21 protein-coding genes are annotated in these 21,968 nt (G+C 74.6%); 14 read left to right on the top strand and 7 right to left on the bottom strand.

All coding sequences use genetic code 11. The annotated features are described in order from the left end of the window. Positions 1 to 33 precede the first annotated feature (33 nt). Positions 34 to 1,287: a sensor histidine kinase gene (locus ACIPW5_RS02240; RefSeq protein WP_401240068.1), complete on the top strand. Its 1,254-nt coding sequence runs from the start codon at positions 34 to 36 to the stop codon at positions 1,285 to 1,287. Then, positions 1,287 to 1,892 carry a response regulator gene (locus ACIPW5_RS02235; RefSeq protein ID WP_401239113.1) on the top strand — a complete coding sequence of 202 codons (606 nt, stop codon included), beginning with the start codon at positions 1,287 to 1,289 and terminating at the stop codon, positions 1,890 to 1,892. The genes ACIPW5_RS02240 and ACIPW5_RS02235 overlap by 1 nt, the downstream gene beginning before the upstream one ends. 19 nt (positions 1,893 to 1,911) lie before the next feature. Here the strand turns inward: ACIPW5_RS02235 and ACIPW5_RS02230 are convergent, their stop codons facing one another. Further along, positions 1,912 to 2,697: a transglycosylase SLT domain-containing protein gene (locus tag ACIPW5_RS02230; protein ID WP_401239111.1), complete on the bottom strand. Its 786-nt coding sequence runs from the start codon at positions 2,695 to 2,697 to the stop codon at positions 1,912 to 1,914. Positions 2,698 to 3,098: 401 nt separating this feature from the next. After that, positions 3,099 to 4,028, bottom strand: coding sequence for a dihydrodipicolinate synthase family protein (locus tag ACIPW5_RS02225; RefSeq protein ID WP_401239108.1), 930 nt, complete (start codon positions 4,026 to 4,028; stop codon positions 3,099 to 3,101). 71 nt (positions 4,029 to 4,099) lie between these two features. Between ACIPW5_RS02225 and ACIPW5_RS02220 the strand changes: the two genes are divergently transcribed. From ACIPW5_RS02220 to ACIPW5_RS02200, 5 genes are all read left to right on the top strand, one after another. Further along, positions 4,100 to 5,044 (top strand): LysR substrate-binding domain-containing protein, encoded by a 945-nt coding sequence (locus ACIPW5_RS02220; RefSeq protein WP_401239106.1) that lies wholly within the window; start codon positions 4,100 to 4,102, stop codon positions 5,042 to 5,044. Between the two features lie 103 nt (positions 5,045 to 5,147). Next, a complete protein-coding gene (locus ACIPW5_RS02215; protein WP_401239104.1) occupies positions 5,148 to 6,233 on the top strand; it encodes an S-(hydroxymethyl)mycothiol dehydrogenase in 1,086 nt (361 codons plus the stop codon). 192 nt (positions 6,234 to 6,425) lie between these two features. Then, positions 6,426 to 7,736 (top strand): alpha/beta fold hydrolase, encoded by a 1,311-nt coding sequence (locus ACIPW5_RS02210; protein WP_401239102.1) that lies wholly within the window; start codon positions 6,426 to 6,428, stop codon positions 7,734 to 7,736. A 62-nt stretch (positions 7,737 to 7,798) separates the two neighbouring features. Next, positions 7,799 to 8,563 (top strand): PIG-L deacetylase family protein, encoded by a 765-nt coding sequence (locus ACIPW5_RS02205; RefSeq protein WP_401239099.1) that lies wholly within the window; start codon positions 7,799 to 7,801, stop codon positions 8,561 to 8,563. Positions 8,564 to 8,616: 53 nt separating this feature from the next. Then, positions 8,617 to 9,450 carry an enoyl-CoA hydratase/isomerase family protein gene (locus ACIPW5_RS02200; protein WP_401239096.1) on the top strand — a complete coding sequence of 278 codons (834 nt, stop codon included), beginning with the start codon at positions 8,617 to 8,619 and terminating at the stop codon, positions 9,448 to 9,450. Here ACIPW5_RS02200 and ACIPW5_RS02195 read toward each other — a convergent pair. The 3 genes from ACIPW5_RS02195 to ACIPW5_RS02185 all read right to left on the bottom strand — a co-directional run bounded on the left by ACIPW5_RS02195 (position 9,437) and on the right by ACIPW5_RS02185 (position 12,783). Beyond that, a complete protein-coding gene (locus ACIPW5_RS02195; protein WP_401239094.1) occupies positions 9,437 to 10,636 on the bottom strand; it encodes an SMI1/KNR4 family protein in 1,200 nt (399 codons plus the stop codon). The two genes, ACIPW5_RS02200 and ACIPW5_RS02195, sit on opposite strands and share 14 nt — an antisense overlap. 48 nt (positions 10,637 to 10,684) lie before the next feature. Continuing rightward, the gene (locus ACIPW5_RS02190) at positions 10,685 to 11,584 is read right to left on the bottom strand and encodes an SDR family oxidoreductase (RefSeq protein WP_401239091.1); all 900 of its coding nucleotides are present in this window, start codon (positions 11,582 to 11,584) and stop codon (positions 10,685 to 10,687) included. Between the two features lie 77 nt (positions 11,585 to 11,661). Beyond that, positions 11,662 to 12,783, bottom strand: coding sequence for a hypothetical protein (locus tag ACIPW5_RS02185; protein ID WP_401239088.1), 1,122 nt, complete (start codon positions 12,781 to 12,783; stop codon positions 11,662 to 11,664). Between the two features lie 254 nt (positions 12,784 to 13,037). Here ACIPW5_RS02185 and ACIPW5_RS02180 point away from each other — a divergent pair, with 254 nt between their 5' ends. From ACIPW5_RS02180 to ACIPW5_RS02155, 6 genes are all read left to right on the top strand, one after another. After that, complete coding sequence (locus tag ACIPW5_RS02180) at positions 13,038 to 14,015, top strand: NADPH:quinone oxidoreductase family protein (protein WP_401239086.1); 978 nt, start codon at positions 13,038 to 13,040, stop codon at positions 14,013 to 14,015. After that, positions 14,012 to 15,202: an acyl-CoA dehydrogenase family protein gene (locus ACIPW5_RS02175; RefSeq protein WP_401239083.1), complete on the top strand. Its 1,191-nt coding sequence runs from the start codon at positions 14,012 to 14,014 to the stop codon at positions 15,200 to 15,202. Before ACIPW5_RS02180 ends, ACIPW5_RS02175 begins: the two co-directional genes overlap by 4 nt. Then, the gene (locus tag ACIPW5_RS02170) at positions 15,199 to 16,356 is read left to right on the top strand and encodes an acyl-CoA dehydrogenase family protein (RefSeq protein WP_401239081.1); all 1,158 of its coding nucleotides are present in this window, start codon (positions 15,199 to 15,201) and stop codon (positions 16,354 to 16,356) included. The genes ACIPW5_RS02175 and ACIPW5_RS02170 overlap by 4 nt, the downstream gene beginning before the upstream one ends. A gap of 76 nt (positions 16,357 to 16,432) precedes the next feature. Continuing rightward, a complete protein-coding gene (locus tag ACIPW5_RS02165; RefSeq protein ID WP_401239078.1) occupies positions 16,433 to 16,975 on the top strand; it encodes a GNAT family N-acetyltransferase in 543 nt (180 codons plus the stop codon). A 68-nt stretch (positions 16,976 to 17,043) separates the two neighbouring features. Next, the gene (locus ACIPW5_RS02160; RefSeq protein WP_401239075.1) at positions 17,044 to 17,412 is read left to right on the top strand and encodes a tyrosinase family oxidase copper chaperone; all 369 of its coding nucleotides are present in this window, start codon (positions 17,044 to 17,046) and stop codon (positions 17,410 to 17,412) included. Between the two features lie 26 nt (positions 17,413 to 17,438). Then, positions 17,439 to 18,302: a tyrosinase family protein gene (locus tag ACIPW5_RS02155; RefSeq protein ID WP_401239072.1), complete on the top strand. Its 864-nt coding sequence runs from the start codon at positions 17,439 to 17,441 to the stop codon at positions 18,300 to 18,302. Positions 18,303 to 18,419: 117 nt separating this feature from the next. Here the strand turns inward: ACIPW5_RS02155 and ACIPW5_RS02150 are convergent, their stop codons facing one another. Next, entirely contained in the window at positions 18,420 to 18,704 is a 285-nt protein-coding gene (locus ACIPW5_RS02150; RefSeq protein WP_401239069.1) for a chaplin, read from the bottom strand. A gap of 298 nt (positions 18,705 to 19,002) precedes the next feature. Here ACIPW5_RS02150 and ACIPW5_RS02145 point away from each other — a divergent pair, with 298 nt between their 5' ends. Continuing rightward, a complete protein-coding gene (locus ACIPW5_RS02145; protein WP_401239066.1) occupies positions 19,003 to 20,457 on the top strand; it encodes a carboxylesterase/lipase family protein in 1,455 nt (484 codons plus the stop codon). On the opposite strand, the gene ACIPW5_RS02140 is transcribed toward ACIPW5_RS02145, so the two are convergent. Next, complete coding sequence (locus tag ACIPW5_RS02140) at positions 20,435 to 21,877, bottom strand: alpha/beta hydrolase (RefSeq protein ID WP_401239063.1); 1,443 nt, start codon at positions 21,875 to 21,877, stop codon at positions 20,435 to 20,437. The two genes, ACIPW5_RS02145 and ACIPW5_RS02140, sit on opposite strands and share 23 nt — an antisense overlap. Positions 21,878 to 21,968: the final 91 nt, after the last annotated feature.

The raw sequence follows: 21,968 nt of genomic DNA, 5'->3' as shown, positions 1-21,968 counted from the left end.
GAGGGCGGCATGACCACGGAACGGGGGACGGACATGCGGGGCGGAGAGCGCACGGAGCGGCAGTGCAAGGCCGATCGGAAGGCCGCGCGGAAGGCGGACTGGGAGGCGCGCAAGGCCGAGTGGCGGGTGGCGGAGAAGGCCCGCAAGGCCCGGGGCGAGGCCCCCGACTACGGCAGCGGTCCGATGGGCCCGCCCAACGCCTTCACCCTGCTGCCCTGGCTGCTCCTGGGCATGGGCGCGATCTCCAACATCGTCCACGGCGAGACGCCCAACCCCTGGGTGGGCGCGGCCGGCCTGTTGGCCTTCAACTCCCTCTACGTCACCCTGGTGTTCCGGGCCTTCCACAAGGAGGCCCGGGAAGCCGCCGCCACCCGCTGGTGCCTGGCCGCGCTGGCCGCGGTCACCTGCGCCATGGCGGGCGCCTACGGGGACGACTGGCTGCTGTTCTTCCCCTTGCTGGGCCTGGCCACCGGCGCGGTGGTGCGCGGCCGCCGGCTCGGCCCGGTGATGTTCGCCGTCACCGCCGTCGCCGGGGTGGTGTCGGGTCTGCACGAGGGCTGGGACGCGCTCGGCATCGTCTACGGGACCTTCCTGTCCGGCATGGTCACCGCCGCCATCCTGGCCCTGGCCGAGACGGTGCGGGAACTGCGCGAGACCCGGCAGGAGCTGGCGCGGGCCGCCGTGGACCAGGAGCGGCTGCGCTTCTCCCGGGACCTGCACGACCTGCTCGGCCATACCCTGTCGGTGATCGTCGTGAAGTCGGAGGCGGCCCGCCGGATCGCGCCCCGGGACATGGGGGCGGCCCTCGGGCAGGTGCGCGACATCGAGGCCGTCGGACGCCAGGCGCTCACCGAGATCCGGGAGGCCGTCACCGGCTACCGCGAGGCCAGCCTGGCCACCGAGCTCGACCGGGCCCGTGCCGCGCTGACCGCCGCCGGCATCGAGCCCGTCGTACGCCAGTCCGGGCCCCCGCTGCCCCCGCAGACGGCGGCCCTGCTGGGCTGGGTGGTCCGCGAGGCCGCCACCAACGCCGTCCGCCACAGCGGGGCCTCCGGCTGCGAGATCGAACTGCACGGCACCGCGGAGCGGGCCCGGCTGGTGATCACGGACGACGGCGCCGGAGTAGGCTCGGCCCCGGCGGGCAGCGGGCTGACGGGCCTGCGCGAACGCCTAGCCGCCTCGGGCGGCACGCTCGCCGCGGGCCCGGTCCCCGGCGGCGGCTTCCGGGTCACCGCCGAACTTCCGGTGGAACGGACCGGACACGAACACGGGGACGGGGAGAGCTGATGATCAGGGTCCTGCTGGCGGAGGACCAGGGCATGATGCGCGGCGCGCTGGCCCTGCTGCTGGGGCTGGAGGAGGACATCGAGGTCGTGGCCCAGGTGGGGGCCGGCGACGAGATCCTGCCGGCCGCGCTGGAGGCCCGGCCCGACGTGGCCCTGCTCGACATCGAACTCCCGGGACTCAGCGGCCTGGACGCCGCCGCAGAGCTGCGCGTCCGGTGCCCCGGCTGCCGGGTGCTGATCCTGACCACCTTCGGGCGTCCCGGCTACCTGCGCCGTGCGATGGAGGCCGGGGCCGCCGGGTTCCTCGTCAAGGACGGGCCGGTGGAGGAGCTGGCCGTCGCGATCCGCCGGGTGCTGGCCGGGGAGACCGTGATCGACCCGGCGCTCGCGGCCGCCGCGCTGAGCGCCGGCCCCAACCCGCTGACCGCGCGCGAGGCCGACGTGCTGAACGCCGCCGCGGACGGCGCCACCGTGGCCGACATCGCGGGGCGGGTGCACCTGTCCGAGTCGACCGTCCGCAACTACCTGTCGGCGGCCATCGGCAAGACGGGCACCCGCAACCGCATGGAGGCCGTCCGCGCGGCCCGCCGCCAGGGCTGGCTCTGAGGGCCGCGCCCGGGCGCCGCTAGTAGGCGCCGTTGACGTTGTCGATCGAACCGTAGCGGGCGGCGGCGTAGTTGCAGGCCGCCGTGATGTTCGCGACCGGGTCGTAGGAGTCCAGGGACGTGCCGGGCACGTGGTAGGCGCGGAAGGTCGGGTCGATGACCTGGAGCAGGCCCTTGGAGGGGATGCCGTTCTGCGCGTTGATGTCCCAGTTGTTGATGGCGAGGGGGTTGCCCGAGGACTCCCGCATCACGTTGCGGTGGATTCCGTTGTAGCTGCCGGGAATTCCGTGCTTCGCCATGACGGCCAGCGACTGGCGGATCCAGCCGTCGAGGTTGTTCGCGTAGACGGGGGCGGCCGGTTTGGCGGCGGGCTTCGCCGCGGCCGCGCGGGCCGCCGCGCCGATGCTCAGTTTGAGGCCGGGGCGGATGACCGAGGGGTCGGCGCCGATGACGTTCCGGTTGGCCTCGTAGAGGGCCTGCCAGCCGCCGCTCACGGAATGCCGGGACGCGATCTTCGAAAGGGTGTCGCCGCCGACCACCGAATAGGTCAGGGACGCCGCCGCCTTTTCCACGGACGCCTTTTCCGCGGCGGACTTCTCCACGGCCGGCTTCACCGCGGCCGGCTTCACCGCGACGGCCTTCTCCACCGACGCCTTGACGAGCGAGGCCGGCTGCGTGCCGGTCGCCCCGGCCGTGGTGGCGCTGATCAGAGGGAGGGCGAGGGCCGCTCCACCCGTGCCGGCGACCGCCAGCTTGCGGGTGATCCAGTGCTGCTTCGGCCGACGGTGCTTTCCCTGTCGGGGCATGGCGCTGTTCCTCACGTGGGGGTACGGGGAAGCCCCGGCGGCGGCCGGATTCGGCAGTCGGCCGCGGGGAGTGAGGTGACCGTAGGCGAGTGCGACGGGCGGGAACAAGACACGAATTCCCCCGATAGATCGACTTCCGGGACCCCGTCCGGAGAATGACCATGAAGGCGAGATCGCGAAAAGGCCGATTTCCTTTCCGGGGAAAGGGAACCGGCCGTTCCGGGTGAATTGATGTTGAAGGGGTCCGCGTGACTCACATCACGGGTCCGGGAGGTTTGAGGCCGCCTCGCCCAATACGGTCAATTGGCGCCCCGATGCTGTTGATTCGGGCGAGCGGCGCGAGAGCGGTAAACCGGCCTAAAGTGGATATTCTGCACTCCGGTGTACCCGCCCCGGGACCCTCAGAGGGCGGCCAGTGCCTCCAGGGTGGCGTCCACCGCCCGCCCGGAGGCGGGCAGCAGGGGCAGGCGCACGTCCGGGGTGGGGATCCGGCCCTGCGCGTGCAGCACGCCCTTGACCACCGCCGGGTTCGGCTCCGCGAAGGCCGCCTCCGACACCCGCGCCAGCGCGTGCCCCAGCTCCCGCGCGCGCCCGGCGTCGCCGGCCCCCCAGGCCGCCGCGAGCTCCACGAACCGCTCCGTCGCCAGATGGGCCGAGGCGAGCACCGCCCCCGAGGCGCCGAGCGCCAGCATCGGGGACGCGTACGCGTCGTCCCCGGCCAGGACCGCGAACCCGTCCGGCAGCCGGCCCAGCAGCGACACCGTCTCCGCGTCGATCCCGCCCGCCGCGTACTTGACCCCGGCCACCCCGGCCAGCGAGCCCAGCGCTCGCAGCGCGTCCGCGTCCAGCGGCTGCCCCGTCCGGTAGGGGATGTGATAGACGATCAGCGGCAGCGGGCTCACCTCCGCCAGCCGAGTGAAATGCGCCAGCACCCCCGCCGCCGAGGGCCGTACGAACGACGGCACGGTCACCAGCGCTGCCCGTGCCTCGGGCCACCGTGTCAGGCGGGCCAGCGCCGCCTCGCTCGCCCGGGTACCGCTCGCCCCCGCCCCCACCGTGAGCGGCACGCCCCGCTCCCCGCAGACCCGGGCGCAGATCCCGGTGACCAGGTCGCGCTCCGCCCCGTCCAGCGCGGCGGTCTCCCCGGTCGTGCCCAGGGCCACGATCCCGGCGGCCCCCGCGTCGAGCACCTCGTGGGCCAGGGCCTCCAGCGCCTCGGCCGCGACCTCGCCGCCGCGCGTGAAGGGGGTGACGAGCGGGACGTGGATCCCGTCGAGGGTGAAAGGGGTGCCATCGGTGGATTGCCCGGCCTGTGCCGTTTCCTGTCGCATGCAGAAGAGCTTCGCCCGGACCGAGCGCCGAATCCAGTTCGCTTTTCTTATCGAAAGCGTAAGCTGAGCCGATGCTCGACGTCCGCCGCCTGCGCCTCCTGCGGGAACTCGCCCGTCGCGACACGATCGCCGCCGTGGCCGAGGCCCTCGCTTTCAGCCCCTCCGCCGTCTCCCAGCAGCTCGCCGTCCTCGAACGCGAAGCCGGCCTGCCCCTGCTGGAACGCACCGGCCGCCGCGTCCGCCTGACCCCGGCCGCCCACAACCTCGTACGCCACGCCGAGGCCGTCCTGGAACGCCTGGAGCAGGCCGACGCCGACCTCGCGGAGGCCCGCAGCGGCCTCGCCGGCGTCCTGCGCGTCGGCTCCTTCCCCACCGCCACCCGGGCCATCGTCCCGGCCGCCCTGGTCCACCTGGCCCGGCGCCACCCGGGTCTGGAGCCGCAGGTCCGTGAGACCGACCCGGCGGCCGTCGCGCACGCGCTGCGGGCCGGGGACCTGGACGTGGCCCTGGTCCACGAGTACGACTTCGTTCCCGCGCCCCCGGAGCCGGGGCTGGCCACCCGGCCCCTGTACGGGGAGGCGATGTACCTGGCGGCCCCGCACCCGGGGACCGCCCCCGCCGGCCCGCCCCCGGGCACCGGCTCCGACCAGGGCGCGGTCCTGCGTACGCACCAGGACGCGCCCTGGATCACCGCCACGCCCGGCACCCTCTGCCACGCCATGACCGTGCGCGCCTGCCAGGCGGCCGGGTTCACCCCCCGGATCCGGCACCAGGTCGACGAGTTCGACACCGTCCTCGCCCTGGTCGCGGCCGGGCAGGGGGTGGCCGTCGTCCCCCAGCTGGGCGTGACCGGCCCCCCGGACCCCGCCGTCTCCCTCACCCGCCTGCACATGGAACGCCGCACCAAGGTCGCCTTCCGCAGCGGCGCCGCCGCCCACCCCGCGGTCGCCGCCTTCGCGGCGGCGCTGCGCGCGTCCGTACCGGCGGACCTGGCCGGAACCGGAGGCGGCGGGTGACGCGGAGGCCCGCACAACTCCCTTGGGGGGCCGCGCCCGTGTACGTTCGATGATCCAGACCGGTCAGACCGGTCAGACCGATCCGAACAGAACGGGGTACGACGTGACACATCGCGTACGAGGGGTCATCGCGCGGAGCAAGGGCGCACCGGTGGAGACGACCACGATCCTCGTGCCCGACCCGGGGCCCGGCGAAGCCCTCGTCAAGGTCCAGGCCTGCGGGGTCTGTCATACCGACCTGCACTACCGCGAGGGCGGCATCAACGACGAGTTCCCCTTCCTCCTCGGCCACGAGGCCGCGGGCGTCGTCGAGTCCGTCGGCCCCGACGTCACCTCCGTCGCCCCCGGCGACTTCGTGGTGCTCAACTGGCGCGCGGTGTGCGGCACCTGCCGGGCCTGCAAGCGCGGCCGCCCCTGGTACTGCTTCAACACCCACAACGCCACCCAGCCCATGACCCTGGAGGACGGCACCCCGCTCTCCCCGGCCCTGGGCATCGGCGCCTTCGCCGAGAAGACGCTCGTCGCCGCCGGACAGTGCACCAAGGTGGACCCGGCCGCCTCCCCGGCCGCCGCCGGACTGCTCGGCTGCGGCGTCATGGCGGGCCTGGGCGCGGCCCTGAACACCGGCAACGTCGGGCGCGGCGACTCGGTCGCCGTCATCGGCTGCGGGGGAGTCGGCAACGCGGCCGTCGCCGGGGCCCGGCTGGCCGGCGCCTCGCGCATCATCGCCGTGGACCTGGACGACCGGAAGCTGGAGTGGGCGCGCGGCCTCGGCGCCACCCACACCGTCAACGGGCGCACGGAGGACGTGGTCAAGGCGATCCAGGAGCTGACCGGCGGGAACGGCGCGGACGTGGTCATCGAGGCCGTCGGCCGCCCCGAGACCTACCGGCAGGCCTTCTACGCCCGCGACCTGGCCGGCACCGTGGTCCTGGTCGGCGTACCGACGCCGGAGATGCAGCTCGAACTGCCGCTGCTGGACGTGTTCGGGCGCGGCGGCGCGCTGAAGTCCTCCTGGTACGGGGACTGCCTGCCCGAGCGCGACTTCCCGCTGCTGGTCGACCTCTACCTCCAGGGCCGGCTCGACCTTGACGCCTTCGTCTCCGAGACCATCCCGCTCGACGGGGTCGAGGAGGCCTTCGCCCGCATGGAGCGCGGCGAGGTGCTCCGCTCGGTGGTCGAGTTCTGACCCGCTGACCCGCTGACCCAACGATCCACTGACCCGGGTCCGGGCCGGCCCGCGCGGCCGGCCCGGACCCGGGTCGCTCCGGAGAGGGGACGGCCTAGACTCGGCCGGGACGTCAGCCCCGGTCCCGGGCCCCGCCGCGATCCGGCGACGGTGCGGGGGAGGGGATCCGCACCCACACCCCAGGGGCCGTCCGTGACCCTCCCGCGCAGCTACCGCCAGCCCGGTGTCGTCCTGACCGACCACCACTTCACCGTGCCGCTCGACCACGACCGCCCCGACGGGGAGCGCATCGAGCTGTACGCCCGGGAGGTGGTGGCCAACGACAAGGACCCCGAGCGGCTGCCGTGGCTGCTGTACCTGGAGGGCGGCCCCGGCTTCGGGGCCCGGCGGTTCACCGGACGACAGGCCTGGCTGGAGCGGGCCCTCGCCGACTACCGGGTGCTCCTCCTGGACCAGCGCGGCACCGGCCGCTCCACCCCCGTCAACCGGCAGACCCTGCCCGCGCGCGGAACCCCCGCCGAGCAGGCCGCCCACCTCACCCACTTCCGCGCCGACTCCATCGTCCGCGACGCCGAGGCCATCCGCCCCGCCCTGACCGGCGGCGCCCCCTGGACCGTGCTCGGCCAGAGCTTCGGCGGCTTCTGCACCACCCACTACCTCTCCACCGCGCCCGAGGGCCTGGCCGCCGCACTGATCACCGGCGGACTGCCCTCCCTCGACGCCACCGCGACCGAGGTGTACGAGGCCGCGTACCCCCGCATCGAGCGCAAGAACGACGCCCACTACGCCCGCTACCCCATGGACGTCGAGCGCGCCCGCCGCATCGCCGCCCACCTCGCCGAGCGCCCCGCCGAACTCCCCGGCGGCCACCGGCTCACCGTCGAGGCCTTCCAGTCCCTCGGCCTGGTCCTCGGCGCCGGCGACGGCAGCCACGAGCTGCACTACCTGCTGGAGGACGCCTTCGTCACCACCCCGGCGGGCCCCGTCCTCTCGGACGCCTTCCTGTACGCCGTCCACGCCCACCTCTCCTTCGCGGGCCACCCCCTCTACGCCCTGCTCCACGAGTCGATCTACGCCCAGGACCCGGCGGTGCCCACCGGGTGGGCCGCCGAACGGGTCCGTGCCGCGCATCCCCGCTTCGACGCGGCGAAGGCCCTCGCGGGCGACGCCCCCGTGCTGTTCACCGGCGAGACCATCCACCCCTGGCACTTCACCACCGACCCGGCCCTCGCCCCCCTCCGCGAGACCGCCGAACACCTGGCCTCCCGCACCGGCTGGCAGCCCCTGTACGACCGGGCCCGGCTCGCGGCCAACGAGGTCCCGGTGGCGGCCGCCGTCTACCACGACGACATGTACGTGGACACCGCCCACTCCCTGGCCACGGCCCGGGCCGTGCGCGGCCTGCGCACCTGGGTGACGGACGAGTTCGAACACGACGGCGTCCGCGCGGGCGGCCCCCGCGTCCTGGACCGGCTCCTCTCCCTGGTCCGCGACGAGGTCTAGACGCGGCCGGACGAGGTCCGGGAGCCCCATGGCAGAGCAGGACGTCGCCTATTGTGCGGCGTATGACCGAACACGCTGAGCAGCAGCCGCCCTTGCAGTCCATGCCCGCCGACTGGCAGCGCGCCCTCGCGGTCGTCGCGCACCCCGACGACCTGGAGTACGGCTGCGCCGCCGCCATCGCCGAGTGGACGGACGGCGGCCGCGAGGTCGCCTACCTCCTCGCCACGCGCGGCGAGGCGGGCATCGACGGGGTCGCCCCCGACGAGTGCGGCCCGCTGCGCGAGGCCGAGCAGCGGGCGAGCGCGGCGGTCGTCGGGGTCTCCACCGTGGAGTTCCTCGACCACCGTGACGGGGTCGTCGAGTACGGGCTCGGGCTGCGCCGGGACATCGCGGCGGCCATCCGGCGGCACCGCCCCGAGCTGGTGATCACCCTCAACCACCGTGACACCTGGGGCGGGGTGGGCGGCGGCGGGTACTGGAACACCCCCGACCACAAGGCCGTCGGCCGGGCCGTGCTGGACGCCGCCGCCGACGCGGGCAACCGGTGGATCTTCCCCGAGCTCGTCTCCGAGCAGGGCCTGGAGCCGTGGGACGGGGTGCGCTGGGTGGCGGTGGCCAACACCACCACCCCCACCCACGCCGTCGACGCCGGCCCCGGCCTGGAGCGCGCGATCCGGTCCCTGCTGGAACACAAGGCGTACATCTCCGCGCTGACCGACCAGGATCCCGAGGAGTACGTACGGAACTTCCTGACCGGCAACGTCCAGCAGGCGGCGGCCCGCTTCGGCGGACGCCCGGCCGTGCCGTTCGAGGTCTTCCCCCGCTGACCGGACCCCCCTAAGCTGACGCTCCGTCAGTCATTCCGGGGGTGCGGTAAACGGTGATCGACACGGTCGGCACGGAGGTCGGCGAGGGCGCGGAGCGCATCCGGCTGGACGTCGAGGACGGCATCGCGCTCCTCACCCTCTGCCGCCCGGACAAGCTCAACGGCTGGAGCTGGGAGTCCACCCGCCAGCTGGGCCTGCTGGCCGACCGGATCCGCTTCGACCCGCAGGTGCGCGCGGTCCTGCTGCGCGCACAGGGCCGGGCCTTCTGCGCGGGCATCGACGTGACCGCCCCCGGCGGCGCCATCACGGGCGCCTCCGCCGCCGAGCGGAACCGGAACTACTACGAGGGCATCCGCTGGGTCCACGAGCGCTTCTCGGTCCTCGCCCGCCTGCCGCAGCCGGTCGTCGCCGCCGTCCAGGGCCACTGCCTGGGCTTCGGCTTCGAACTGGCCCTGATGGCCGACATCCGGATCGCCGCCGACGACGCCGTCTTCGCCCTGCCCGAGGCCCGGCTGGGCGTGGCCGTGGACGCCGGCGGCGACCTGCGCATCGCCCGGGAGGCCGGCGCGGGCTGGGCCAAGTTCCTCGCCCTCACCGGCCGCAGCATCGACGCCGCGACCGCCGAGCGCCTGGGCCTCGTCCAACTGGTCGTCCCCCGGGCCGGACTGGACGCCGAGGCCCGCGCCCTGGCCGCCGAGATCGCGGCAAACGCCCCGCTGGCCGTCCAGGGCATCAAGCGCTCGGTCGACGCCTACGCCGACGCCGCCCTGCCCGCCGCCCTGGACCGGGTCGCCATGACGGCGGCCCTCACCCTCACCTCCGAGGACGTCGCGGAGGGCTACGGAGCCAAGGCCGCCCGCAGGCCCCCGCACTTCAGGGGAGCCTGACCACCGCCGTCCCCGGGCGGGGGGTGGACAGGATCCGGTCCACCCGCTCCGCCGTGAGCAGCGGCCGCAGCAAGGGGTCCGCCGTCAGCTCGGCCGGCAGCACGTGGCCGTCGGAGACCGGGCGCCACCGGGGCAGTGCCTCCTCGGCCAGCACCCGCCAGGCCTCCTCGGGATCCCCCCGCCGCGCGAGCTCCCGCGCCCGGTCCAGGGCCCCGTCCTGCCAGGCCCGGTGCACGCCCTCCCGATAGCGCCGCCGGTAGCCGTCGAGCTCCGGGTCCTCGGGCGGGAACGGCCGCGTGTCCTCCTCGGCGGCCACCGCGAGCACCGGCAGCACGACATGCCGCAGCAGCGGATCCTCCGGCGCCAGCTCGGAGCGGGCGTCGGGCAGCATGTGGTGCTCCCCGCGCAGGGCCCGGAGCTGGAACAGGTACACCGCCGCCGGCCCGTACCCGAACTCCCGCGCCTCCTCCAGCTCCCGCTCCGCCTCGGCGGCCCGTCCGGCCAGCAGGTCCTCCCGGGCCCGCTCCACCCGGGCGGCCAGGCCCCGGTGGGTCTCGCCGTCGGGCTTGCGCAGGGCGTGGAAGCCCTGGAACTCCGCGTACATCAGGTCGGCGAAGGACTCGTGCCGCTCCGGCCCGATGCCGCTCCAGCTGGAGTACCGGTACGCCGCCCACTCGCCGTCGGCGTTGACGTCACCGGGGTCGAGCACCAGCCAGGTCTGGTCCCCCTCCAGGGAGATCTGCACCGCCCGGCTCCACCGCGCCGACTCGTACGGCTCCTCGTCCTCGTCCTCGTCGTCGCCGGAGTCCCCGTCCTCCTCCTCGCCGAGATCGTCGTCCTCGCCGTCGTCCTGGTCCTCGTCGGCGAGGTCCTCCGCCTCCCACTCGGTCAGCATCTCGTACAGGTGTTCCGTCAGCTCCCGCAGCAGCCCCACCTCCGCCGCCGGCGCCAGCAGTTCGACGAACTCCCCGGCCCACCGCCAGCCGTCGGTGACCTCCAGGAAGGAGCGGTACGAAGGCGGCAGCGGGACCCCCAGCCGGGCTTCGAGCGCGGCTATCCGCTCCGGCGGGGCGGGGTCGAAGCCCAGCCAGCCCAGGGGCGGCTGCTCGGGCGCCTCGGTGCGCATGGCCGTCTCCCGCTCGGCGCTCCAGGTGCGGAGGAAGGGTTCCCAGTCGTCGGTCTTCATGATCCCGATGGTGCCGCACCCCACTGACAACGCCTCGGGACGCGCCGCTCACGGGTGGAACGGCCCGCGCCCCAGCTGCTCGCGCACCGGTACCACCTCCGGCTGGACCAGGGCCCGGCGCTGCCAGTTCGCCCCGTCGACCACCAGGGTGTGGCCGGTGACGAAGCGGGCGTAGGGCGAGGCCAGGAAGGTGGCGGCCCAGCCCAGTTCGCGCGGGGCACCCACCCGCAGGGCCGGCTGGCGGGCGTCCTTGGAGTCCGGGGCGGCGCGCTCCAGCCCGCCCCGGATGTCCTCGGTCATGTCGGCGTGCGGGAACAGCCCGGGTACCAGCCCGTTGACGCGGATGCCGTACGGGCCCCACTCCACGGCGAGGGTCTCCACCAGGTTCTTCACCCCGGCCTTGGCGGCGGCGCTGTGGACGAAGCCCGGGCCGCCGGTCCAGGCGTACGAGGCGCCGACGCTGACGATCGCCCCCGGGGTGCCGGCGGCGAGGTGGCGCCGGCCGAACTCGCGGGTCATGAACCAGGTTCCGGTCAGGGTGGTGTCGACCACCGCCCGCCAGGCGCCCGGCGACAGGTCCTCGGCGGGGCTGGGGAAGTTCGCCGCGGCGTTGTTGACCAGCACGTCCGGCGGCCCCAGCGCCGCCGCGGCGGCGTCGAAGGCGTCCGCGACCCGCTCGGGGTCCCGGATGTCGCAGACGGCGGCCGCCACCCGGCCCGCGCCGGGTACGGCCGCCAGTTCCCCGCGCGCCGCCTCCAGCTTTGCGGCGCGCCGCCCCGCGATCAGCAGGTCCGCGCCGAGCCGGGCGAACTCGGCGGCGATGGCCTTGCCCAGCCCGGTGCCGCCGCCGGTCACGAGGACCACCTGCCCCGCGTACGTGCCGGGGGGCAGGGCGGCGGCGCCGAGCGGGGGCGGCGCGGGCAGACCGCGCCTGATCTCGTCCGTCATGGGGCATCGATAGCGCGCCGGCGCGCAGATGGCCATGCCCGTGACGGCGGCCGCCGGTCCGGCCGCCCCTCCGGCCGCTACTTCGGCAGGTACGCCTGCTTCGTCGCGCAGGTCCAGATCACCGGCTTCAGCGTGCCGCCCGCGTTGACCGCTGCCCCGCCGACCCGGCCGTCGTCGGCGGCCGACGAGGCGGCGCTGGCCTGGTTCGCGGCGAGCCGGGGCAGGGCGAGCACCGGCCCGGTGCCCGTCCACAGCTGCGCCTGGTCGGGGAGGGTCTGGATGTCCGGGTGGAACTTGGCGGTGCCGACGGAGACGCCGGTCGTCGGGCTGACGGCCTCGAAGGTGCCGTACGGGTGGGTCTTCAGCGCGTCGGGGGCGCCGACCGGCCCGGAGTACGGCGGGGTCCAGGTCACCGGACGGTACTGGTAGCCCATGCCGTACCAGTCGTAGCCGACGACGCGGCCGCTCTCGTCGATGTCCTGCACCCAGCTGTCGTGGGAGGTGCGGGGCAGGGCCTTGGCCGGTCCGCCGTCGGCGGGCCACAGGACGGGGTAGCTGCCCTCCAGGCGCTGGCCGGTCTCGGGGACCTCGTAGTCCTCGCGCGCCATGCCGATGACGTCACCCTTGTTGTTGATGCCGGAGACCAGCTCGATCCGGGTGCCGGGCGCCGCGTCCGAGGGCACGGCCAGGTCGCGGACCTTCAGGCCGTCCTTCCACACGGCGCCCGTGCCCGGCCGGGTGCGCGAGACGACGTAGCCGGCGTCGTTGACGTCGGCGTCGTCGGACAGCCAGTCGCTCCCCGGCAGCCGGGTGACCGCGGCGTCGCCCGCCCGGTAGGTGAAGAGGTAGTCGTCGGCCCCGTGCACGACGCCCACCATCAGGCCGCTCTTGTTCACGGCGAGCACCGCGCCCGACAGGTTCGCGTCGGAGAGCGGGACCTTGCGGAGCCGGGTACCGGTCCAGTAGACGGGCTTGCCGCCGGAGACGCCGACGGACAGGGTGCCCGTGCCGAGGGCGAGGACGCCCTCGGTCTGCTCGTTGCCCACGTGGTAGCCGCCGGTCCCGATCGAGCCGAGGACCTGGATGCGGGGCGTGCAGGCGGGCGCGGCCGCGGCCGGACCGGCGGCGGTGACGATCCCGGCGAGGACGAGGGCGGCGGCGGCCGCCGAGCCGGCCCTGCGCGTGCGTGTGCTGTTCATCGTTCGGTTCCCCCTGTGGTGTGTGCGCAGGGCGCGGACGCGCGCCCGGAGCGGTCGCTTCCGGGCGCGCGGAATCCCCTGGTGCGTCATATGCCCTGTGCAAGCGGCCTGTTGATGTTATCTCCAGGTACTGCTGTTCATCCTTGGTTCGTTCGTCCGATTTCCGGATGGCCCGGACGAGGGTTCCCAAGGGGGCAAGCGACCGCTTAGTATGCCGCCGAGCGTGGTCCCTCGACGGCGGCTGGAGGCCCCGGATGCAGGCATGGCGAGTACACACGACCGGCGAACCCCTGGAGGCCATGCGCCTCGAAGAGGTCCCCGAACCGGTGCCCGGCGAGGGCGAGGTGAAACTCCGGGTGCTCGCGGCGAACGTCAACTTCCCCGACGCGCTCCTCGTCCGCGGCCAGTACCAGATCCGCCCGCCCCTGCCCTTCACCCCGGGCGTCGAGGTCTGCGGCCTGACCGAGGACGGCCGGCGCGTCATCGCCAACCCGAGCCTGCCCCACGGCGGCTTCGCCGAGTACGTCACCGCCCCCGCCCGCGCCCTGCTGCCCGCCCCCGCCACCCTCGACGACGCCGAGGCCGCCGCCCTCCACATCGGCTACCAGACCGGCTGGTTCGGCCTCCACCGCAGGGCCCGCCTCCAGCGCGGCGAGACCCTGCTGGTGCACGCCGCCGCCGGAGGGGTCGGCAGCGCCGCCGTCCAGCTCGGCAAGGCCGCCGGAGCCACCGTCATCGGGGTCGTCGGAGGCAAGGCCAAGACCCGCACCGCAGAGGAACTCGGCTGCGACCTCGTCATCGACCGGGCCGCCGAGGACGTCGTCACCCGCGTCAAGGAGTTCACCGGCGGACGCGGCGCCGACGTCGTCTACGACCCCGTCGGCGGCGATGCCTACACCGCCTCCGCCAAGTGCACGGCCTTCGAGGGCCGCATCGTCGTCGTCGGCTTCGCCAGCGGCACCATCCCCGCCCCCGCCCTCAACCACGCCCTGGTCAAGAACTACGCGGTCCTCGGCCTGCACTGGGGCCTGTACGCGGCCAAGGACCCCGCCGCAGTCCTCGCCTGCCACACCGAACTCACCCGCCTCGCCGCCGACGGCGCGATCAAACCCCTGGTCAGCGAACGCGTCCCGCTCGACCGGGCCGCCGACGCCGTCCAGCGCCTCGCCGACGGCACCACCACCGGCCGGCTGGTCGTCGTACCGTCGCAGGACCGGGGAGCCGCCCGATGACCGCCGACGCCGAGGACCTCCTCGCCCGCACCCGGGCCCTGCTCGTCGCCCACCCGCCCGCCGCCACCGCCCCCGCCGACTTCCTGCGCGCCCGCTTCGACGCCGGGCTCGCCTGGGTCCACTACCCCGAGGGGCTCGGCGGACTGGGCGCGCCCCGCACCCTGCAGGCCGTCGTGGACGCCGAACTGGAGGCCGCCGGAGCCCCCGGCAACGACCCCCGCCGGATCGGCATCGGCCTCGGCATGGCCGCGCCCACGATCCTCGCCTACGGCACCGAGGAGCAGAAGGCCCGCTTCCTGCGCCCCCTCTGGCTGGGGGAGGAGGTCTGGTGCCAGCTCTTCAGCGAACCCGGGGCCGGCTCCGACCTCGCCGCCCTCGGCACCCGCGCCGTCCTGGACGAGGCGGCGGGGGAGTGGGTGGTCGACGGCCAGAAGGTGTGGACCTCCAGCGCCCACACCGCCCGCTGGGCCATCCTCCTCGCCCGCACCGATCCCGGCCTGCCCAAGCACCAGGGCATCACCTACTTCCTGTGCGACATGCACGCCCCCGGCGTCGAGGTCCGCCCGCTGCGCCAGATCACCGGCGAGGCCGAGTTCAACGAGGTCTTCCTGACCGGCGTCCGCATCCCCGACACCCACCGCCTCGGCGCCGTCGGCCAGGGCTGGGCCGTCGCCCGCACCACCCTGATGAACGAACGCGTGTCCATCGGCGGCATGCGGATCCCGCGCGAGGGCGGCATGATCGCCCCCGTCGCCGCCGCCTGGCGCGAACGCCCCGGGCTGCGCACCCACGCCCTGCACCAGCGGCTGCTGGAACTGTGGGTGGAGTCCGAGGTGGCCCGCCTCACCGCCGAACGGCTGCGCCAGCAGCTCGCCGCCGGCCAGCCCGGCCCCGAGGGCAGCGGCATGAAGCTCACCTTCGCCCGCCTCAACCAGGAGATCAGCGGCCTGGAGGTGGAACTCCTCGGCGAGGAGGGCCTCCTGTACGAGGACTGGACCATGCGCCGCCCCGAGATCGTCGACTTCACCGGACGCGACGCCGGCTACCGCTACCTGCGCGCCAAGGGCAACAGCATCGAGGGCGGCACCAGCGAGATCCTCCTCAACATCGTCGCCGAACGCGTCCTCGGCCTGCCCCCCGAACCGCGCGACGACAAGGACACCGCCTGGAAGGACCTCACCCGATGACGACGCAGTCCACCCCGGCACCGCAGCCCGGCCCGGCGGCCCCCGGCGCCCCCTACGACCTGCTCCACTCGCCGGCCGAGGAGGAACTGCGCGCGGCCGTACGCTCCCTGCTCGCCGACCGCTGCGCCCCCGCAGGGGTCCTCGCCCGGGCCGAGACCGGCCGCCCCCACGACCCCGCGCTGTGGCACACCCTCGCCGCCGGGATCGGCGCCGCCGGACTGCTCGTCCCCGAGAAGCTCGGGGGAGCGGGCGCGAGCCACCGCGAGGCCGCCGTCGTCCTGGAGGAGCTGGGCCGGGCCGTCGCACCCGTGCCGTACCTGACGGCCTCCGTCCTCGCGACGGAGATCCTGCTCGCCGTCGCCCCCGACAACGCCGAAGCCGCCGCCCTGGTCGCCGAGGCCGCGGCCGGCCGGCTGATCTGCGTCCCCGCCCTCCCGCTGACCCTGGCCCCCGGCGCGCCCCTGCCGGCGCCGGTCCACGACGTCGGCGCCGGGGTGCTCAGCGGCACCGTCACCTCCGTCGCCGACGCGGTGGCCGCCGACGTCCTGCTGGTCCCGGCCGACACCGGGCTGTACGCCGTCCCCGCGGACCGCGCCGTCCTGACCCCCCGGACCCCGCTGGACCTGACCCGGCCGCTCGCCGACGTCACCCTCGACCGGGCCGCCGGCACCCGTCTCGCCGACCCCGCCGGCGCGCGGGCGGCCGTCGCCGGAGCCCTGCTGTCCGCAGCCGGACTGCTGGCCTCGGAACAGCTCGGGCTCGCCGACTGGTGCCTCACCGAGACCGTCGCCCACGTGCGCGGACGCCACCAGTTCAACCGCCCCGTCGGCTCCTTCCAGGCCCTCAAGCACCGCCTCGCGCGGCTGTGGCTGGACGTGGCCTCCGCCCGGGCGGCCGCCCGCGCCGCCGCCGACGCCCTGGCCACCGGCGCCCCGGACGCCCCGCTCACGGTCGCCGTCGCCCAGGCGTACTGCTCCGGCGTCGCCGTCCGCGCGGCCGAGGAGTGCGTCCAGCTCCACGGCGGCACCGGCATGACCTGGGAACACCCCGCCCACCTCTACCTCAAGCGCGCCAAGGCCGACTCCCTCGCCCTGGGCACCGCGGGCCACCACCGGGGCCTGGTGGCCGACTTCGCAGAACTCCCGGCACCCTGACCCGCCCGGCGGGGCGGGGCGCAGGGAGTTCCACCCCGCCCCCGCCCCGCCCCCGGCCGGTTCCTATGCTCACCGCATGACGGCAACGATCACCCGGCTCACCGCCCCCGCCCTCGCCGCCCACCGCGGCGAACTCGCCTCCCTGCTCGTCGACATCGTCGACGGCGGGGCCTCCCTCGGCTTCCTCACCGGCCTGGACCACGCGGACGCCGCCGCCTGGTGGGACGGGCTGCTGCCCGCGGTCGAGGAGGGGGCCCTCGCGCTCTGGGCCGCCCGCGGCGCCGACGGCCGCCTGGAGGGCACCGTCAGCTGGTACCGGGAGTCCAAGCCCAACGGCCGCCACCGCGCCGAGCTGCGCAAGCTCATGGTCCACCCCGCCGCCCGGGGCCGCGGCACCGCCCGCGCCCTGCTGGCCGAGGCCGAACGGGAAGCCGCACGGGCCGGGATCGTCCTGCTCTTCCTCGACACCGAGACCGGCAGCGGCGCCGAGCACGTCTACCGCTCCGCCGGCTGGACCGAGGCGGGCACCATCCCCGACTACGCCACCGACCCGGCCGGCGTCCTGCGCCCCACCACCCTCTTCTACAAGCACCCGGAGCACCCCGGTCCCACCGGGTGACAGGTGACCTCGCACGGGCGCTCCTCGTTGGACAGGCGAACCACCGACCGCCGAGCGAGGGAGACCGCATGCACGCCGCAGCCGCCGCACCACCGACCCGCCGCACGGTCCTGCGCACGGCCTTCGGCGCGGCCGTGGCGGGCGGCGTGGCCGCCGCCCTGGCGCCCGTACTGCGCGCCCGGGGCCCCCGGCAGACGCTCACCCCGGCCCCGCTCGCCGAGGAGACGTACCGCGGCCGCCACATCAGCGTCGACCCGGCCTCCGCGCAGGTGCGCATCGACGGCCGGGCCCTGCACGTGATGCGCCGCGCCGACGGGAGCTACCTCAGCGGGGTCAACCACTTCGAGTCCTACGCGACCCCGCTGGAGCTCGCCCGCGCCGCCGTCGACGAACTCGGCACCAGCCAACTGGCCTTCGCGGCACCGCACCACGGCTGACGGACGGGAACGGGAGGAGCCCCGCGTTGTACACCCGGCAGAACCAGAAGAACCTGACCAGCGCCCAGAAGAAGCGGTTCACGGCCGCCGTGCTGGAACTCAAGCGCAGCGGCGTCTACGACGAGTTCGTCCGCACCCACGGCACCTACTTCGTGCCCGACCGGGAGCGGAAGCTGCGCGTCGGACACATGTCCCCGTCCTTCTTCCCCTGGCACCGGCGCTACCTGCTGGAGTTCGAGCAGCGGCTGCGGGCCGTCGACCCGCAGGTCTCCGTCCCGTACTGGGACTGGACCACCGACAACAGCCCCATCTCCTCCCTCTGGGCCGAGGACTTCCTCGGCGGCACCGGCCGCGAGGGCGACCGCCAGGTGATGACCGGCCCCTTCGCCCACCGGCGGGGCAACTGGACGGTCACCGTCGGGGTCAGCGAGGCCCCGTTCCTCACCCGCAACCTCGGCCGCCCCGCGAACCCGATCTCCCTGCCGACCGCCGCCGAACTCCAGTGGGCCCTCGACGACCCGCTCTACGACTCCGCGCCCTGGGACTCCACCGCCCGCGAGGGCGGCTTCCGCAACAAGCTGGAGGGCTGGGCCGCGCCCAGGAGCGAGCGCTGGCGCAACCACAACAAGGTCCACCAGTGGATCGGCGGCCACATGACGGGCGGCACCTCCCCGAACGACCCCGCCTTCTGGCTGCACCACGCCTTCGTGGACCTGCTGTGGGACCGCTGGCAGCAGCGCCACCCCGGCTCCGGCTACCTGCCGGCGGCCCCCCTGGCGCTGGGCGACCTCCAGCGCGGCCGGGTCGTCTCCCTCGACGAGCCGATGCCCCCGTGGGACGTCACCCCGCGCGAGATGCTCGGACACCGGGGCGTCTACCGCTACGAGTGACCGGCGGCCCCCGCCCCGGGGGCCGCCCCTCCCCGCGGCCGCACGCGGAACGCGGACACGGAAAAGGGCCCCCGCCGTACGGCGGGGGCCCTTCAGCCGGTCAGGCGGGCGAGATGATCACTCGCCGTAGCTGCCGCCCTCGGTGTGGTGCTTGTCGCCACCGGAGGCGTTGACGCAGGTGTTGCCGAAGGCCGGGTTCAGCAGGGCGATCACGTTGATGGTGTTGCCGCAGACGTTGACCGGGACGTGGACCGGGACCTGGACCACGTTGCCGGACCCGACACCGGGGGAGCCGACCGCCGCACCGTGCGCTCCGGCATCGGCGACAGCCAGACCCGCACCGGCGGCCACGGCGGTGCCCGCCACAGCGGTGATGGCGAATGCCTTCGCGATACGCGACATCAAGATCTCCTCATGAGATGTGGGGCGCCGCATTCCTGCGGCTGGTGACATGGCGTACAACGCTGCGGGCGCCGAGTGGTCACGGCCCGATCGGCTTCCGGGTGACACGGAAACGGACAGAGCCGGAGGGCGTCCGTACCCGCGTGACCGTTTCCCGGCCCGTTCCCGGCCGCTTCCCGCCCGCACGGGCGCCACTCCCGGCCGGGTGCGATCCTTTCCGTGCGGGCGGGTCCCGCCTTGTCAGGCCCCGGACGCCTGTGCGACGGTGCCCCGGAGGACACCGGTGAGGAGAGCACGGATGAGCGCAGCGGGCGGCGGACGGCCCCGGGCCGGTACCGGACACGGCGTCGTGGAGGGCCGCTGGGAGCGGGACGGCACCGCCGTCTTCCGGGGGATCCCCTACGCCGCCGCGCCCGTCGGCGCCCGCCGGTTCGACGCTCCGCGGCCGCCGGCCGCCTGGGACGGCGTACGGGACGCCGGGGAGTTCGGGCCCACCGCGCCGAAGGTGCCCTACCCGCCGGCCTTCGCGGCGCTGCTGCCGGATCCGAAGGTCCCCGGCGCGAACTGCCTGAACCTGAACGTCTGGACCCCGGACCCGGCACCCGGGGCCGGCCTGCCCGTCATGGTGTGGCTGCACGGCGGCGCCCACACCCGGGGCTCCTCGGCCGTCCCGGTCTACGACGGCTCGGCGTTCGCCCGCGACGGGATCGTGTTCGTCTCGGTCAACTTCCGCCTCGGCGTCCTCGGTTACGGGCTGTTCCCCGACGCGCCCGCCAACCGGGGCCTGCTCGACCAGATCGCCGCCCTGGAATGGGTGCGGGACAACATCGCGGCCTTCGGCGGCGACCCCGACCGGGTCACCCTCTTCGGCGAGTCCGCCGGGGCCATCAGCGTCGGAGCCCTGCTCGGCGCCCCCCGCGCCGAGGGCCTCTTCGCCCGGGCCGTCCTGCAGAGCGGCGCCCCCGAGGCGCTGCCGCGCGACGGGGTGCGGACCATGGTGCGGCGGATGGCCGCGCAGCTCGGGGTGCCCGCCACCGCGGGCGCCTTCGCGGCGGTGGGCCTGCCCGCGCTGCTCGCCGCCCAGGCGGCGGTGCTGCGGCGCTCCTCCCCGGTGCTCGGCGGTCCCGCCTTCGGGCTGGTCACCGACCCGGACTCGCTGCCCGCCGACCCGCTGGAGGCGGCCACCTCCTCGAAGGTGCCGCTGCTGCTGGGCTGGACCGCCCAGGAGCACCGGCTGTGGCTCGCGCCGACCGGCGGAGGGCGGCTGCTGGACCGGCTCGGGCCGGCGGCCGTGGCCCTGGGCCGGCTGCGCGGCGGCAAGGACCGGGCGGCCGTACGGGCGCTGCGCGCCGCGCTGCCGGGGGTCTCCCCGTCCGACCTCGCCGGGCACCTGATCACCGACCGGCTGCTGCGCGACCCGCTGCGCCGGATCGCCGGGGCCCCGCGGCCGGCCCCGAGCCACCTGTACGAGTTCCGCTGGCCCAGCGGCGTACCGGGCCTGGGTGCCTGCCACGCGCTGGAGCTGGGGTTCGTCTTCGACACCCTCGGGGTGCCGGAGTCCGCGTGGCTGGCCGGGCCCGACGCCCCGCAGGAGCTGGCCGACGAGATGCACGGGGCCTGGGTCCGCTTCGCCGTCACCGGGGACCCCGGCTGGGCGCCCTGGGACGGCGACGGCCCGCCGAAGTTCTTCGACGGGCCGGAGCCGGAGGCAGTGCGGGGCGCGGAGGCTGTTACTCCACTGGTCCTTCCATGACCTTGCTGATGAACTCCATCGGCCCCAGGCCCATGTTCGGGACGTAGGTCTTGGCGTTGTGCTGGCCGCCGGGGATCACCCTCAGGCTGGTGTGGATCGGGCCCTTGGTGTACGTCTGGACGAACTTCTGGACGTCCGGCAGCGTCTTCTTGTTGCTCTCGTTGTCGCCGACCTGGAAGGCCAGGTAGACGTCCGGGCCCTTCCTGTCGATGAGCTGCTTGGCGAGGAGCTCCGGGTTGTTCTCGGCCTTCTCCTTGTCGTGGCCCTTCCACAGCGAGGAGTCCGGGACGACGTCCGGGCCGGAGGCGATCACGGCCTTGAACTTGTCCGGGTGCTTCAGCACGGCCTTCAGGCCGGCGAAGCCGCCCGTGGAGGAGCCCATGAAGGCCCAGCCGTCACGGGACTTGATGGTGCGGAAGTTCTCCCGCATCAGGTCCGGGACGTCCTCGGTCAGCCAGGTGCCCATCTTGGGCTGGCCGGGGATGTCGGAGCCGTCCCAGTAGACGCCCCCGTCGTCCGGTGCCGGGTTCAGCACCGGCATGGCGAGGATGAAGGGCTTGCCCTTGCCCTCGTGGTACCACTTGCTGATGCTCGTCTGGAGGCCCAGGTCGGTGCCCATCCAGTAGTTGCCCGGGAAGCCGGGGCCGCCGGGCAGGGCGATCATGACCGGGAAGCCGCTCTTGGCGAACTTGGGGTCGCTGTACTCCTTGGGCGCCCACACCCAGACCTTGCCCGTGAAGCCCGACTTCTTGCCCGTGATGGTGGCGACGCCGATCTGCGTGCCGTCGCTGAGCGTCGAGGTGTTCTTGAAGTCGGTCTTCGGGCCGGTGGGCATCGACATCTTCGAGTTCGGCGCCTGCTTGGCCGCGCCGCCGCCCTTGTTGTCGGCGCCCCCGCCGAAGGAGACGTCCTTGCCCTTGTCGGTGAACGGGGGTATCTCGAAGTAGGCCATCGTGCCCGCCGCGATGCCGCCGAGGGCCAGGACCGTGACGCCCGCGATGATCCAGCGCTTCACCTTGGACTTGCGGCGCGGCTCCTCGCCGTAGGGCGGCTCGGCGTAGCCGTACTGCTGCTGCTCGTACGGGGGCTGCCCGGGACCCGGCTGGTAGCCCTGGCCGCCGGGGCGCTGCTGCTCGAAGCGGGGCGGCTCGTAGTCCGGGCGCTCGTAGCGGGGCTGGGCCTGGGTGGGTTCGTCGAGGCCGCCGGGGCGGTACGGGCCCTGGCCCTGCGGGGGCCGGGGCGGCTGCGGCGGGCCGCCGTAGGGGCCGGCTCCCTGCGGGGCGCGGCCGTGCGGCTGCTGGGGGCGGCCACCCTGGGGCGCGTACGGCGGGGGGCCCTGCTGTCGGCCTTGCTGACGGCCGGGCTGCTGCCCTTGCGGCCGGTACGGCGGCTGGTCATGGCCGTCGGGTTCGTACGACATGTGCGGTGGCTCTCCGGCTGTTGCTGCCCCGTTTGGGGATGGTCTGCTTCCGTTCGAATGATGAGCGAAAGCGCTGCTGGGTTCCTCATTT

Origin of the sequence: Streptomyces sp. NPDC090077, from assembly GCF_044747545.1 — a bacterium.
In the GTDB taxonomy this organism is placed as follows: Bacteria; Actinomycetota; Actinomycetes; order Streptomycetales; family Streptomycetaceae; genus Streptomyces.
This window is presented reverse-complemented; position numbering and strand designations above follow the sequence as displayed.

Bases quoted from the DNA above. Each gene is read 5' to 3' on its own strand.
- ACIPW5_RS02230 (WP_401239111.1), bottom strand. From the start codon at position 2,697: ATGCCCCGACAGGGAAAGCACCGTCGGCCGAAGCAGCACTGGATCACC.
- ACIPW5_RS02240 (WP_401240068.1), top strand. From the start codon at position 34: ATGCGGGGCGGAGAGCGCACGGAGCGGCAGTGCAAGGCCGATCGGAAG.
- ACIPW5_RS02225 (WP_401239108.1), bottom strand. From the start codon at position 4,028: ATGCGACAGGAAACGGCACAGGCCGGGCAATCCACCGATGGCACCCCT.
- ACIPW5_RS02140 (WP_401239063.1), bottom strand. From the start codon at position 21,877: ATGTCGTACGAACCCGACGGCCATGACCAGCCGCCGTACCGGCCGCAA.
- ACIPW5_RS02220 (WP_401239106.1), top strand. From the start codon at position 4,100: ATGCTCGACGTCCGCCGCCTGCGCCTCCTGCGGGAACTCGCCCGTCGC.
- ACIPW5_RS02180 (WP_401239086.1), top strand. From the start codon at position 13,038: ATGCAGGCATGGCGAGTACACACGACCGGCGAACCCCTGGAGGCCATG.
- ACIPW5_RS02175 (WP_401239083.1), top strand. From the start codon at position 14,012: ATGACCGCCGACGCCGAGGACCTCCTCGCCCGCACCCGGGCCCTGCTC.
- ACIPW5_RS02165 (WP_401239078.1), top strand. From the start codon at position 16,433: ATGACGGCAACGATCACCCGGCTCACCGCCCCCGCCCTCGCCGCCCAC.
- ACIPW5_RS02190 (WP_401239091.1), bottom strand. From the start codon at position 11,584: ATGACGGACGAGATCAGGCGCGGTCTGCCCGCGCCGCCCCCGCTCGGC.
- ACIPW5_RS02150 (WP_401239069.1), bottom strand. From the start codon at position 18,704: ATGTCGCGTATCGCGAAGGCATTCGCCATCACCGCTGTGGCGGGCACC.
- ACIPW5_RS02185 (WP_401239088.1), bottom strand. From the start codon at position 12,783: ATGAACAGCACACGCACGCGCAGGGCCGGCTCGGCGGCCGCCGCCGCC.
- ACIPW5_RS02205 (WP_401239099.1), top strand. From the start codon at position 7,799: ATGACCGAACACGCTGAGCAGCAGCCGCCCTTGCAGTCCATGCCCGCC.
- ACIPW5_RS02195 (WP_401239094.1), bottom strand. From the start codon at position 10,636: ATGAAGACCGACGACTGGGAACCCTTCCTCCGCACCTGGAGCGCCGAG.
- ACIPW5_RS02160 (WP_401239075.1), top strand. From the start codon at position 17,044: ATGCACGCCGCAGCCGCCGCACCACCGACCCGCCGCACGGTCCTGCGC.
- ACIPW5_RS02145 (WP_401239066.1), top strand. From the start codon at position 19,003: ATGAGCGCAGCGGGCGGCGGACGGCCCCGGGCCGGTACCGGACACGGC.
- ACIPW5_RS02235 (WP_401239113.1), top strand. From the start codon at position 1,287: ATGATCAGGGTCCTGCTGGCGGAGGACCAGGGCATGATGCGCGGCGCG.
- ACIPW5_RS02170 (WP_401239081.1), top strand. From the start codon at position 15,199: ATGACGACGCAGTCCACCCCGGCACCGCAGCCCGGCCCGGCGGCCCCC.